Below are 12075 nucleotides of genomic sequence, written 5' to 3' on the forward strand. Positions count from 1 at the left end.
TATTCCCGTCGTTCGAGGTTTACCCTAGTTCTGCTTCGAATGAGCCCCGTTTTAAGGTTCCCGATTGTCACGTATGTCGTCTGGTAGCACGGATGATTTTGGTGCGCCCTCGGTAGAGCCCGCCACGGACGCTCCGGTTTACCTCTCGCGCCGCGAAGCGCGCGCTGCCCGCGAGGCTGCCGCTGTGGGCAAGACCGTTACTGCGGCCGCTCCCGCTGTGGTGCCCGAAGTTGTTGTGACCTCCGAGATCGCTGTTCCGCAGATTCCGACTGCGCCGGTGGCCGTCGCTCACGAGGCTGCCCCTGTTTTGTACGCGCCCACGGCATCCGCGAGTAGTGCGTCGCCGCGCGCTCGCACAGCTCCGAAAGTCAAGGCCAAGCGTGTTCGCAAGAGCCCGCTGCGTGCTGTTGCCTCGATGGCTGTCATCGGCGGCCTTTTCGCCGTCGCTGGCCTGCCGGCGTATAGCGCGACGGGGCTGGTTTCCGATGAAGGGATGATGGTCTCCGCGGCTTCGGTAGCGGATGCCGCACCGGCAAGCGTGCAGTCCGTGACAGTGAGTTCAGAGCTCGCCCTTCCTGAGCTCGAGCGCGATCAGTTCTCCGCAACGTCTCCCGAAGATTTGGAGCAAATCCGCCAGCAGGCAGCAGTTGCTTCGGCAAACGCGCTGTATGCCGCATCGGGTGCACAGGCTTTGGGCGATGACTACCCGTGGCCGACTGCCGGCGACACGCTGTCGCCCCTCAACTATTACTACCGCCAGTGCACCGACTTCGTGGCATGGCGTCTGAACCGCGATGTCGGTTCGTTTTCAGCACCTTTCCGTTGGGCTTGGGCTGACCTCACTCCTAACGGCGGCGACGCCTACCAGTGGAAGTCGGCTTGGGAGGCACACGGTTGGACCGTGAGCGCCACTCCCGTAGTCGGTTCGGTTGCATGGTTCGGTTGGGACAACCACGTGTCGTACGTGAAGCAAGTCAATGCCGACGGCTCGGTACTGATCGAGGAATACAACTACGTTTATCGCGCGTACGGTCAGCGCACGCTGCAAGCTAGCGAAGTTGAAGCGTTCCTTTACCCGCCAGGACAGTAGCTGTTTGGTTCGACAGCGCGCCTGCGGGTGTGACATCAGCGAGATCAACTTCGTGGAGTAATCCAGCATGACCGACGACGAACTCATCACTACCTTCGAAGACGACACGATTGCGCCTGCCGCGTTCTCCCATGAACGACACGTACGTGTGGCGTGGCTGCTGGCACGCAAATACGGTGAAGCCGATGGCTTCGCGCGTCTCGTCGTCGGCATCACAAGTATGGCGGTGCGCGCCGGCAAGCCGGATGCTTTCCACCTCACGATGACCCGCGCGTGGTTTGATCTCATTGCGCTCGTTGACGATGTGGATGCCGCGCCAGAGCTGCTCGATAAGTCGATCATCAAGCGCTTCTACTCGCCCGAGCGCATCGCTGCGGGCCGCGCGCAATGGCTCGAGCCTGATCTGAACCCCCTGCAGTTTCCGCTTCCGGCGGCTGCTGAGGTTGCGGCTGCGCCGACCTCTTAGCATGCCGGCGATCGGCTGAGGATGCTCAGCGTGGGTCTCGACTACACTCGAACCGCTGGCCTCTGTAGCTCAACGGAAGAGCAACTCCGTCCTAAGGAGCAGGTTGGGGGTTCGAATCCCTCCAGGGGCACCAAGACGATTGAGCGCCTTCGCATTCAGGTCACGCTCACGAACGACCAGCACCATAGAAGACTCGGGCGAATCGGAGAGCACTGTTTCGCCGTCCCTGAATCGAGAGGATGAGTTGCATGTGGTTCGATTCGTGGCCTGACTTGGTGCGCATTGCGGTGGTCGGCGCAGCCGGTTACGCAACGCTCCTTATCGTGTTGCGAATATCTGGCAAGCGCACGCTGGCGCAACTGAATGTCTTTGACTTCGTCGTGACCGTTGCGCTCGGATCGATTTTCGCCACTCTGTTGCTCAATACCGATGTTTCTTGGTCGGAAGGTCTTGTAGCGTTCGCGGTGATCGCAGCGCTGCAATTCATCGTGGCCGGGGTGACCGCTCGCTGGCCTGCCGCTCGAAAGATCGTGACATCCAGTCCGATCCTGCTCTTGAGTGACGGCGTAATGCGGCACGATGCGCTGAAGCGCAGCCGCCTGACTAAGTCTGAGGTTCGCCAAGCAATCCGTGGGAGTGGGGCAGGGGGAGTCGCGGATATCAAATGCGTCGTTCTCGAAACCAACGGAAAGCTCAGCGTCATTCCGGTCGACAAGTACGGTGATGGTTCCGCGCTCGTCGACATCGAACTGTGACCGGTACTCAGCGTTTGCCGTTTACCTGAGCGTTACCGCTGCGCCAACTGCGGTGGTTAACGTAAACATCAACATGAGCGAGTTGAGATGGCGTGGCACAGCGACGGGGGAGTTTCCTCTCATCGCCTCTGTGCAAGAACACGGCATGCTCAACGATGCACTCGAGAGCGACGTTGCGCGTATCAACTTGCTGGTCGGAGACATCAACTCTCTCGCCGGCATGGTGGCGCGCATCCACGACGCGGGTAAGACAGCGCATGTGCACCTCGAACTCGTTGGAGGCATCAGCCGCGACGGTGCCGCGGTGCAATTTCTCGCAGAACACGTCGGCGTCGACGGAGTGATCACCACCAAGAGCGCAGCGGTTGCTGCCGCTCGAAAACTCGGCATCGCGTCGGTGCAGCGCTTCTTCGCGGTCGACACCCACGCTGTCGAGAATGCGATGCGTCAAGTGCACGCCAGCCGCCCCACCGAGGTCGAAGTGATGCCTGGGCTGATGCCGCGAGTGATCCGTGACCTCCGAGCCAGCATCCAGCAGCCCCTCATCGTTGGCGGGCTCATCCGTAATCCTGACGAAATCGATGCCGTGCTCGATTGCGGCGCCGACTACGTATCTACCGGAAACCCCGCACTGTGGCGGCGTCGACGGTCACGAATTCATACCCGCGTCGCCTAACCTCGACGCTTCGCGAGGCAGCACACCGCCTCACCAGAACGACCCGCAGCATCCATAACTGAACACATCCCCCAGGGCAGAGTCACTAGAGAGCACCCGGAGGGTCAGCACTATCAACGCGCACGGCACCGCCGTGTGGTGCGTTGGCGGTGCTGACTCCCCGGGTTTTTTTATGCCCCGAACCACACGAAAGAAGCACCCATGACCGCGTCACCCCTCATCCTCGGCCACCGAGGAGCCATGGCTTACGCCCCAGAGAACACCCTCGAAGCCTTCGAACTGGGTGCCGATCAGGGCGCGGACGGCATGGAGATCGACATTCACGCCACGAAGGACGGCGTGATCGTTGCCATTCACGATGACACCATCGACCGCACGTCGAACGGCACCGGCCGCGTCTCGGAACTCACCTTCGCTGAACTGCGCCGCTTGGATTTCGGAACCGGTAACGCGGGCGACTACGCGGGGGCTCTCATCCCGACCCTTGATGAGATCTTCGATCTCGTCGAACGCCGAAGCCTCGTGCTGAACATCGAAGTCAAAGACATCTACCGCCACGATGCCACGTACGGCGAGCTCGCTCGTCGGGCCGCTGACGAGGTCCTGCGTCGCGGCCTTAACGAGCAAGTTTTCTTTTCATCGTTCAACCACACATCGATGGCCCAGCTCAAGATCAGCCACCCCGACGTGCGCACCGGGCTACTGCACATGATGTCGTTGCACGAAATTGGCCACTATGCCGCGACGACCCAGGCGGATGCCATCCACCCGGCCCAGCTCGCGGTCACGCCAGAAACGATGGAGCAAGCGCGCGCGGCGAATCTTCGCGTGAATGCGTGGACGATGCCAGCCCCGTTCTCGAGCCTGAGCGAAACGGAACAGATCGAGCAACTGATTGCTGCGGGCGTCGACTCGATCATCACCAACATCCCCGATGTTGCGGTGGCCCAGCGTGCGGCAGCGGCCGCCCTGAGCGCGGGGGTGCTCGTATGACGCTCGTTTTTGCTCGACGCGGGGCGGCCGACGTCGCTCCGGAGAATTCACTGGTCGCGATTGAGCATGCGCTGCGCGACGGAGTGGATGGAATCGAGGTCGAGGCGCGGCTATCGCGCGACGCTGAGCTAGTCGTCATTCGTGACGCGAGCGTTTCCGTCTCATCTGTAGCCCATGATGGCGCTGCGAAAGCTAACGACGGGGCCGTCGAACAGCGTGTGCTCGTTGAGCAACTCACCCTCGCCGAGCTCAAAACCGTCGACATCGGCGGCCGCCACGACGGGTGCGGCGGTACACGCATTCCCACTCTGGCAGAGGTGTTCGATCTGCTCGCTGGCTCCGACGCGCACCTTGTCGTCGATATCAAGGAAGACCCGCAGCACCGGGAGGGCGCGAGTCCTGCAGCAATCGCGGTTGCCGAGCTAGTACGAAAACGGGACCTGCACGATCGTGTGACTCTGACATCCACCAATCACATTTCGATGGCCGCGATTTCTGTGGCGCATCCGAAACTGCAGGTGGGGCTTCGTCACTTGGTGGTGATGGAGGAGTCCGCACAGTACGCGGCGGAGTTGGGCGCCGGCTCGCTTCACCCGGTGTCGGTCGGTGCTGCCGTCGGTGATGTGAACGATGAGGAGCGCTCTGTCATGGTGTGCGCGTCCACTCTGGTCGCTGCATTCTGGCCCGTCTCCGAAGAAGATCAGCTCGACCAACTCTTCGAGCTGGGCGTTGACGCGGTAGTGACCGACTCCTACCAGAGTGCCCTCACACGCCGGGGAGCATCCGCATGAGTTCCACAGCATCCACGAACGGCGAGCAAGCGACTATCGACAGTCGCATCATTGCCCACCGAGGTGCGAGCCACTACGCACCAGAGAACACCCTTGCTGCCTTCGAACTCGCGGTCGACATGGGGGCAACAAAAATTGAACTGGATGTCGACGTCACTCGTGATGGTCAGCTGATAGTGATGCACGACTCTCGTGTCGATCGCACCACCAACGGCATGGGTCGAGTGCGCGATTACACCCTGGCCGAGCTTCGCGAACTCACCGCGGACCGGGGTTGGGAGGGGCAGTTCGCCCGTTCGGAGATTCGAGTACCTACTCTCGCCGAAGTACTTGAATTCGCCGGCGCACGAGACCTGTGGGTGAATATCGAAACTAAAGATTTCACCAACTCGTGGGGCACGGTCAATGACCTCGTTGCCGCGGAAGTCGCGGCATGTGATCGTGTTGAGTCGACTCTTGTCTCGTCGATCAATCACCGCGCCGTGGCAGGGTTCGCCCGCTCCTACCCGCAGTTCAGCACCGCGATTGCGTTCATCGAAACATTCGCTGACCTGCCCGGCTATGCCCGCCGGTGCGGAGCGAACGTGCTGCATCCGCACTTCTCACTGATCAACGAGCAATTCGTCGCCGAAGCACGCGAGCACGGCTTGGGCATCAACGCCTGGACCATCGACGATGACGCCGCGGCCGACCACATTCTTGAGTTCGACATCGACGGGCTGATGTCGAACCGCCCCGACGTCGGCACCGCACTGAACCGCACCAACCAGCATCCATCCCACCGCTCATCTCACGTCACGGAGGCACACGCATGAGTCAGATCGAACTGCGAAACATTGGCAAGTCGTATGGCGACAAAGAGATCATCCCGAGCCTTGATCTCACGATCGAAGCCGGCAGCTTCTCGGTACTCGTCGGCCCCTCGGGCTGCGGAAAATCGACAACCCTTCGCATGATTGCCGGGCTCGAAAAGCCCACGACCGGCACTATCTCGATCGGCGGAAAAACCGTCGACGACGTGACCCCCGGTCGGCGGGGCGTGGCCATGGTGTTCCAGAACTACGCGATCTATCCGACGATGACGGTCGAAGAGAACATCGAGTTTGGCCTGCGCAACAACAAGGTTCCGAAAGCTGAACGTCGCGAACTTGTGCACGAAATCGCCGAGACTGTGGGGCTCACTGCCCATCTGCGCAAGAACCCCGACGCACTTTCTGGCGGAGAACGTCAACGCGTCGCCCTCGCTCGCGCCATGGTGAAGAAGCCTGCGGTCTTTCTGATGGATGAACCGCTCTCGAACCTCGACGCCAAGCTTCGTCAACACATGCGCATTGAGCTCATTGAACTCCACGAACGTCTCGGTGCCACTTTCGTCTACGTCACTCACGATCAGGTCGAAGCGATGAGCATGGGCACGTCGATTGTTCTGATGGATGGGGGCCGCATCCAGCAGCAAGCCGCGCCCACCGAGCTGTACGCGAAGCCGCACAACGTGTTTACGAGCCGTTTCATCGGTACGCCGCCGATGAACGTGTTGCGTGTTGGCTCTTTCGGGGCAGATGTCGCATCGGATGCCCCCGCCGGTGCCGAGTGGCTCGGCGTGCGTCCCGAACGAATTACCTTCGCTGACACCAGCCGCCCCGCAGTTCCGGGCGAAACCGAGCTCGCCGTCACGATCCTTGCGCTCGAGAATCTGGGGGCGGAGCTCGTGTATCGCGTCGAGCTGCCCGACGGATCGCGGCTCGCCATTAAGCGCTTCGATGAGATTGCGCGCCCGCTCGGTCACGCCGTAGTGCGTGTCGAGAGCACCGACATCCACTGGTTCGATGCGAACGAGGAACGCATCGCTGAGCCCGCTATCCCCGGCGCCGTTCGCGAGGTCGTCTCCGCATGAAGAATGCCCTGTTGAGAGATCGGCGATTGCTGCCGTACGCCTTGATTGCGCCGGCGCTGGTAATTCTCGCCGTCTTCTATCTGTATCCGATCGGCTACAACGCCGTGCTCAGCGTCTTCTCCTGGGACCTTCGCGGCCCCATGAAGTTCGTGGGTTTCGGAAACTTCGCCGAGCTCTTCACCGACCCGGACTTCGGCAAGGTCATCCAGAACACACTCGTTTACATGGGCATGGAAGTGTCCCTCGTGATGATCTTCGGCCTCATCTTGGCGCTGTTTCTCAACCGCCAAGGCTGGCTGAGCGAGTTCTTGCAGGGCGTCAGTTTCGCGCCCAACGTGATTGCCCTCGTTTCTGTCTCGCTCATTTTTGTGTGGTTGATGGATGACGACATCGGGCTGTTCAACCAGATCTTGAGCGCGGTCGGGCTGGAGCCCGTTGGCTGGCTTTCCGACCCGCAAGTTGCCCTGTTCTCCTTGGTGCTGGTTTCGGTGTGGAAGTCGGTCGGGCTCAACGCGCTGATCATCCTGTCGGCACTGCAGTCGATTCCGCGGTATCTATTTGAAGCTGCTGACCTCGACAACGCTTCCGCCTGGACCCGCTTTCGCCGGATCACGATCCCGATGATTTCGCCGACCCTGTTCTTTCTCGTTCTCGTGAACGTCATTGGCTCCTTCCAGGCCTTCGACACGATCAACGTCATGACCCAGGGCGGTCCCCAGAGCTCGACCAACACGCTCATCTTCAGCGTTTATCGCGAGGGCTTCGAGTACTACCGGGTCGGCTACGCCGCGGCAATCGCCGTCGTGCTGATGGTTCTCGTGGGGCTCATCACTGTTCTGTACTTCCGCGCCTTCCAGAAAAGAGTGCACTACCGATGACAACGACGATCGCTCCTCCCGCGCCGCCAACGGCATCCGGTTCTCCCCACGGAGCCGCTGCGAGTCCTGTACCGCCAACGACACCGTCCACAGCCGCGCCGAAGATTGCTGCGTTGCTCGGGAAAGTCGTTCGAATTTTCGCGCGCATCATCGTCTCGATCCTGCTCGTGCTGGTGTTCGCTGGGCCGTTCTACTGGATGGTGCTCACGGCCTTCCAGACGGCATCCGAAGCGCTGTCGATCCCTCCGCAGTTCTGGGTCGATGCCGTGCGCTGGGACAACTTCATCGCAGCGTTCGACCGGGTGAACTTTGGCCACTTCGCGTTGAACTCGGTGATCGTCACTGGCGGAACTCTCCTCGGGCAGTTTCTGATCATCGTGCCGGCGGCCTATGCCTTCGCGCGCTTTCAGTTCAAGGGTCGCGATGTTCTCTTTGGCGTCGTGCTTGCGACCATGATGATCCCCGGCCAGTTGATCTTCCTTCCCGTCTTCGCGATGTACGCCAAAATGGGGCTGCTCAACACGCACCTCTCGCTGATCCTTCCGTTTATTGCGAGTGGCTTCGGCATCTTCCTGCTGCGTCAAACCTTCATGCGGGTTCCCGACAGCCTTATCGAAGCAGCGCGACTCGATCACGCGAGCGAGTTCACGATTATTCGACGAATCATGCTCCCCTTGGCGAAACCGACGATCGTCACGATTGGGCTCATTACGTTCATCGGCACCTGGAATAACTACTTCTTCCCGCTGGTGTGGACGACGACGGATGCCGCCCGCACGCTGCCCGTCGCTGTGCCGCGCCTCGAAGCGCTTGACGAGATTGCGCCCACGATCGTGATGGCAGGAAACATGCTCCTCGTCGTGCCGATCCTCATCGTCTTCCTCCTCGCACGCCGGCACATCATCTCGGCGTTCACCTATACCGGCGTCAAGTGATGCCCCTCAGTTTCCCTGTCCGCACCAACTCACAACGCACCACCGCATCACGCACCACCACAACCCCCTCAAAGAAAGGCACCACCATGTCCTCCACCCGTTCTTCGCGAGGTCGGGCACGCGCCGGCGTACTCGCTTCGATTGCCCTCGGCTCGGTTCTGCTCTCCGGCTGCACGGCAGCCAACGCGGATGCCGCGACCTACACCTATGAGCCCGGCGAAGAGACTGTCGAACTCGAGTTCTGGACCGCCGCAGTAGAAGACGTGAACCAGGAACTCGTTGACATGTTCAACGAGACCCGTGGTGAAGAGCTGAACATTCACGTCACCGCCAACTACCAGGGCGACTACGTCGAGACCGAACAGAAGGTCAATGCGGCAGCGCTCGCCGACACTCTCCCCAACATGTTTGTGGATGAGGTCGGGATGACCGAGCGTTTCGCTCGCGCTACGACGACGCTCAACCTTGAGCCCTACATGGCTGCGGCCGGCATGGATGACGCGGACTTCCAGATGGGGGAGACCGACAACCTCTACGTTGACGACGAGATGTACGCGTTCCCGCACATGCGCAGCGTGCCTGTCATGTACGTCAACCAGGACATGATGCGGGAACTGGGCCTCAAAGAGACCGGCCCGGAGACCTTCGACGAGTTCGAGGATTACCTCGAGGCAGCTCACGACTATGTCGGCGGTCCGGCCATGATCTTCTGCGACTACGACTTCTGGGTCATGGAAGCACTCTTCTACTCGTATGGCGGAACCGCTGTGCTCAACGACGATGAAACTGCGTCGATGTATGACACCGAGGGCGCAATCAAGACCGTCGAGTGGATCGCCGACCTCGAAGACCGTGACCTCATCAAGGTCACCGGCGCAGCAGACGTGAGTGCATTCTTCGCTGCGGCGGGTAGTGCAGACACCGCCTTCACGTTCCTCAGCTCGGGTGGCATCCAGTCGATCCTTGGTCTCGCTGCCGGTAACGGAGTGGATGTCGGAGTCTCGCTGATTCCCGCCGGCGAGAACGGCCAGCGCGGCGTCTCGGTCGGAGGATCGAACATTTACCTCGCCAACACGGGAACCGACCAGGAAAAGGCTGCTGCTTTCGAGTTCATGAAGTGGACGAGCGACACTGAGCAGGCTGCGTACTCGTCGTCGCGCACCGGTTACCTTCCCGTTCGCCTCTCGGCATTGGAAACTGACCTGATCAAGGACCTCATGGAGACGACGCCCGGCTACGCGGTAGCTGCCGAGCAGATCACCTTCGGTAAGCCCCGCCCGATGACGAAGGCCTACAGCGAGCTCGAAGACCTCATGACGGAGCGCATCCACGCGATCTACTTCGATGACCTCGACGCTTCAGAAGCGATGTCGGCGCTCGCCGAAGAAGTTAACGCAGTGCTGAAACGCTAACCACGGCCCACGCACGCAAAGGCCGCAAGCAGGAACACCTGCTTGCGGCCTTTGTCATTTACCGAGCTGCGTGGCTATTCGTACCGCAGCGACTCCACCGGGTCAGCCTTGGCTGCACGGGCCGCGGGCAGCGTGCCCGCGAGGAACGCGATTGCCATGACGACGAGGATGATGACGGTGATCGAGAGCGGATCGAACGCGATCAGGGTCAGTCCGGGGAGATCAGCGAGCACCGCTCCGGAGAGCACCGAACTGATGGCGGTTCCGGCGAGCATTCCGATGCCGGCACCGATGGCGCTACCGAGGAAGCCGATGAAGACGGCTTCGAGGCTGAAGAGTCCGAAGATCTTGCCCCCGCCCATTCCCATGGCTTTCATCAGTCCGATTTCGCGGGTGCGTTCCTGCACCGACATGAACAGGGTGTTCACGATGCCGAAGCTGGCGGCGAGAAGGGCGATGATGGCGAAGGCGTTCAGTACGAGCACGATCGCGTCGATAACGGTCTTGATGGTGCCGAGTTGGTCAGCGACGGTCGTTCCCGTGAAGCCCGCATCGGCGAGATTGTCTTTCAGCGCCGTGATGTCTGCATCGGTAGCGTTGGCATCAAAACGGATGCTGGCCGTGGCGTACCGCTCCAGCTGGTCGTCAGGTAGGCCAATATTTTGGGTGTCGTAGAGGCTGTCGGTCAGCGCCGCGTTCACAACGAGACCGCCGGCACCGGGAGCGGCGACGCTCTCTTCGGCGACACCAACCACGGTGGCGTCGACGAGATGCTGGGTGCGCTCGGCGTCAGTGATGGCGATCGTGATGGTCTCGCCAACTGCCGCATCGGCGTCGGAGAAGCCCAAAGGCTCGACATAGGAAATGGGGAGGTCGAGCTCGAAGGCGTCAGAGGTGGCATCCGGTTCTTCGCCGGCAGCAAGCTGCACGCTTTGACCGGCCACGAGGCCGCCAACCGAGGTGACGTACTGAGTGCCATCGCCGTACTGAATCCAGTCGGGAGTGATTGACTTGGTGGCTTCAACGCTCAAAACACCATCGACATCGGCGAGGTCATCGAGCAGTTCGGGCGTGAGCGCGACTACGGTTCCGCCCTCATTCGGGCCAAACCCGCCGCTTGAAACAGCTTCGGGGTCGTATTCGGTGGGGCCTGAGGTGGCGCCGCCGAAGCCGCTATCGGCATCCGGAGTCACTGTCACCGTCATGACATCTTCGGCACCGATTGAGGTGACAGTGTCGTCAATGTACTGGTTAATGCCGGTGCCCAAGCCGTTGGTGATCGTGAGGGTAAAGGCTCCGACGAAGATCGCGAGGATGGTTAGAATCGTGCGGGTTTTTGAGCGGAAGGTATTGGCTACCGCAGTGGTGAAGAGGTCGAGAGTTTTCATGCGGCCACCTCCGTGGTGTCGTTAACGAGAAGGCCATCGCGAATGTAGAGGCGGCGATCGCAGCGAGCAGCCAACTCCTCATCGTGGGTGACGACGATGAGGGTGATGCCGTGTTCGCGGTTCAAATTGAAAAGGATGTCTTCGACGACAGCGCCGGTGGCGGTGTCGAGGTTTCCGGTTGGCTCATCAGCGAAGATGATGCGCGGGTTGTTGACGAGAGCACGCGCGATTACTGAACGTTGCTTCTGGCCACCCGACAGGTTCACCGCCTTGTTGCCGGCCTTGTCTGCCATTTCCAGCTGCTCGAGGGCGGCGAGGGCGCGCTGTTTGCGTTCGCTGCGCTTCACTCCGGCAATCTTCATGGGCAACATCACGTTCTCGAGCACCGACGAGTTGGCGGTGAGGAAGAACTGTTGGAACACGAACCCGAAAGTCTTGTTGCGTGCCTGGTTGAGGCTCTTGCCATGGAGAGTGCTTGTCTCGACTCCCTCTAGCTCGAGGCTCCCTGAGGTAGGAGCATCGAGCAGTGCGAGTACGTGCATGAGGGTCGATTTGCCAGAACCACTCTTGCCGATGATGGCAATGCTTTCGCCCTCGTTGATGTCGAAGGTCACGCCCTTGAGGGCATCGAAACGGTTAGGGCCTCGGCCGTAGGACTTGTGGACATCCTTGACTCGGATGATTGGCGTTTTCATGGTTACCAGCATCGTCGGTGGCCGTCGCTGGCGAATCAGCCTGCGGGAGACACCTAACTACTGCAAGCGCAGTACATGCGTCTGCTGCGTGGGGAGGACGCC

13 protein-coding genes and 1 tRNA gene are annotated in these 12075 nt (G+C 60.7%); 12 read left to right on the forward strand and 2 right to left on the reverse strand.

The window, feature by feature from the left end; all coding sequences use genetic code 11:
• Positions 1-73: 73 nt before the first annotated feature.
• The 12 genes from CLV85_RS04545 to CLV85_RS04600 all read left to right on the forward strand — a co-directional run bounded on the left by CLV85_RS04545 (position 74) and on the right by CLV85_RS04600 (position 9890).
• A complete protein-coding gene (locus CLV85_RS04545; RefSeq protein ID WP_100388394.1) occupies positions 74-1090 on the forward strand; it encodes a CHAP domain-containing protein in 1017 nt (338 codons plus the stop codon).
• A gap of 67 nt (positions 1091-1157) precedes the next feature.
• Positions 1158-1556, forward strand: a complete 399-nt coding sequence (locus CLV85_RS04550; RefSeq protein WP_100388395.1) for a hypothetical protein — start codon at positions 1158-1160, stop codon at positions 1554-1556.
• A 58-nt stretch (positions 1557-1614) separates the two neighbouring features.
• A tRNA-Arg gene (locus tag CLV85_RS04555) sits at positions 1615-1689 on the forward strand.
• Positions 1690-1804: 115 nt separating this feature from the next.
• On the forward strand, positions 1805-2311 hold the full coding sequence (locus tag CLV85_RS04560; protein WP_100388396.1) for a DUF421 domain-containing protein: 507 nt from the start codon (positions 1805-1807) through the stop codon (positions 2309-2311).
• Between the two features lie 73 nt (positions 2312-2384).
• Positions 2385-2987, forward strand: a complete 603-nt coding sequence (locus CLV85_RS04565; protein WP_100389265.1) for a glycerol-3-phosphate responsive antiterminator — start codon at positions 2385-2387, stop codon at positions 2985-2987.
• Positions 2988-3188: 201 nt separating this feature from the next.
• Positions 3189-3980, forward strand: a complete 792-nt coding sequence (locus CLV85_RS04570; protein WP_100388397.1) for a glycerophosphodiester phosphodiesterase — start codon at positions 3189-3191, stop codon at positions 3978-3980.
• Positions 3977-4771, forward strand: a complete 795-nt coding sequence (locus tag CLV85_RS04575; protein WP_100388398.1) for a glycerophosphodiester phosphodiesterase — start codon at positions 3977-3979, stop codon at positions 4769-4771. The genes CLV85_RS04570 and CLV85_RS04575 overlap by 4 nt, the downstream gene beginning before the upstream one ends.
• Entirely contained in the window at positions 4768-5586 is an 819-nt protein-coding gene (locus CLV85_RS04580; RefSeq protein WP_100388399.1) for a glycerophosphodiester phosphodiesterase, read from the forward strand. Before CLV85_RS04575 ends, CLV85_RS04580 begins: the two co-directional genes overlap by 4 nt.
• Positions 5583-6665 (forward strand): ABC transporter ATP-binding protein, encoded by a 1083-nt coding sequence (locus tag CLV85_RS04585; RefSeq protein ID WP_100388400.1) that lies wholly within the window; start codon positions 5583-5585, stop codon positions 6663-6665. Before CLV85_RS04580 ends, CLV85_RS04585 begins: the two co-directional genes overlap by 4 nt.
• Positions 6662-7543, forward strand: a complete 882-nt coding sequence (locus CLV85_RS04590; RefSeq protein WP_100388401.1) for a carbohydrate ABC transporter permease — start codon at positions 6662-6664, stop codon at positions 7541-7543. Before CLV85_RS04585 ends, CLV85_RS04590 begins: the two co-directional genes overlap by 4 nt.
• Complete coding sequence (locus tag CLV85_RS04595; protein ID WP_100388402.1) at positions 7540-8478, forward strand: carbohydrate ABC transporter permease; 939 nt, start codon at positions 7540-7542, stop codon at positions 8476-8478. Before CLV85_RS04590 ends, CLV85_RS04595 begins: the two co-directional genes overlap by 4 nt.
• Positions 8479-8564: 86 nt before the next feature.
• On the forward strand, positions 8565-9890 hold the full coding sequence (locus CLV85_RS04600) for an extracellular solute-binding protein (protein WP_157847474.1): 1326 nt from the start codon (positions 8565-8567) through the stop codon (positions 9888-9890).
• A 74-nt stretch (positions 9891-9964) separates the two neighbouring features.
• Here the strand turns inward: CLV85_RS04600 and CLV85_RS04605 are convergent, their stop codons facing one another.
• On the reverse strand, positions 9965-11278 hold the full coding sequence (locus CLV85_RS04605) for an ABC transporter permease (protein ID WP_100388404.1): 1314 nt from the start codon (positions 11276-11278) through the stop codon (positions 9965-9967).
• The gene (locus CLV85_RS04610; RefSeq protein WP_100388405.1) at positions 11275-11973 is read right to left on the reverse strand and encodes an ABC transporter ATP-binding protein; all 699 of its coding nucleotides are present in this window, start codon (positions 11971-11973) and stop codon (positions 11275-11277) included. Before CLV85_RS04610 ends, CLV85_RS04605 begins: the two co-directional genes overlap by 4 nt.
• Positions 11974-12075 lie beyond the last annotated feature (102 nt).

This window comes from Salinibacterium amurskyense (assembly GCF_002797685.1).
Lineage (GTDB): Bacteria > Actinomycetota > Actinomycetes > Actinomycetales > Microbacteriaceae > Rhodoglobus > Rhodoglobus amurskyensis.

Bases quoted from the DNA above. Each gene is read 5' to 3' on its own strand.
- CLV85_RS04545 (WP_100388394.1), top strand. From the start codon at position 74: ATGTCGTCTGGTAGCACGGATGATTTTGGTGCGCCCTCGGTAGAGCCC.
- CLV85_RS04550 (WP_100388395.1), top strand. From the start codon at position 1,158: ATGACCGACGACGAACTCATCACTACCTTCGAAGACGACACGATTGCG.
- CLV85_RS04560 (WP_100388396.1), top strand. From the start codon at position 1,805: ATGTGGTTCGATTCGTGGCCTGACTTGGTGCGCATTGCGGTGGTCGGC.
- CLV85_RS04565 (WP_100389265.1), top strand. From the start codon at position 2,385: ATGAGCGAGTTGAGATGGCGTGGCACAGCGACGGGGGAGTTTCCTCTC.
- CLV85_RS04570 (WP_100388397.1), top strand. From the start codon at position 3,189: ATGACCGCGTCACCCCTCATCCTCGGCCACCGAGGAGCCATGGCTTAC.
- CLV85_RS04575 (WP_100388398.1), top strand. From the start codon at position 3,977: ATGACGCTCGTTTTTGCTCGACGCGGGGCGGCCGACGTCGCTCCGGAG.
- CLV85_RS04580 (WP_100388399.1), top strand. From the start codon at position 4,768: ATGAGTTCCACAGCATCCACGAACGGCGAGCAAGCGACTATCGACAGT.
- CLV85_RS04585 (WP_100388400.1), top strand. From the start codon at position 5,583: ATGAGTCAGATCGAACTGCGAAACATTGGCAAGTCGTATGGCGACAAA.
- CLV85_RS04590 (WP_100388401.1), top strand. From the start codon at position 6,662: ATGAAGAATGCCCTGTTGAGAGATCGGCGATTGCTGCCGTACGCCTTG.
- CLV85_RS04595 (WP_100388402.1), top strand. From the start codon at position 7,540: ATGACAACGACGATCGCTCCTCCCGCGCCGCCAACGGCATCCGGTTCT.
- CLV85_RS04600 (WP_157847474.1), top strand. From the start codon at position 8,565: ATGTCCTCCACCCGTTCTTCGCGAGGTCGGGCACGCGCCGGCGTACTC.
- CLV85_RS04605 (WP_100388404.1), bottom strand. From the start codon at position 11,278: ATGAAAACTCTCGACCTCTTCACCACTGCGGTAGCCAATACCTTCCGC.
- CLV85_RS04610 (WP_100388405.1), bottom strand. From the start codon at position 11,973: ATGAAAACGCCAATCATCCGAGTCAAGGATGTCCACAAGTCCTACGGC.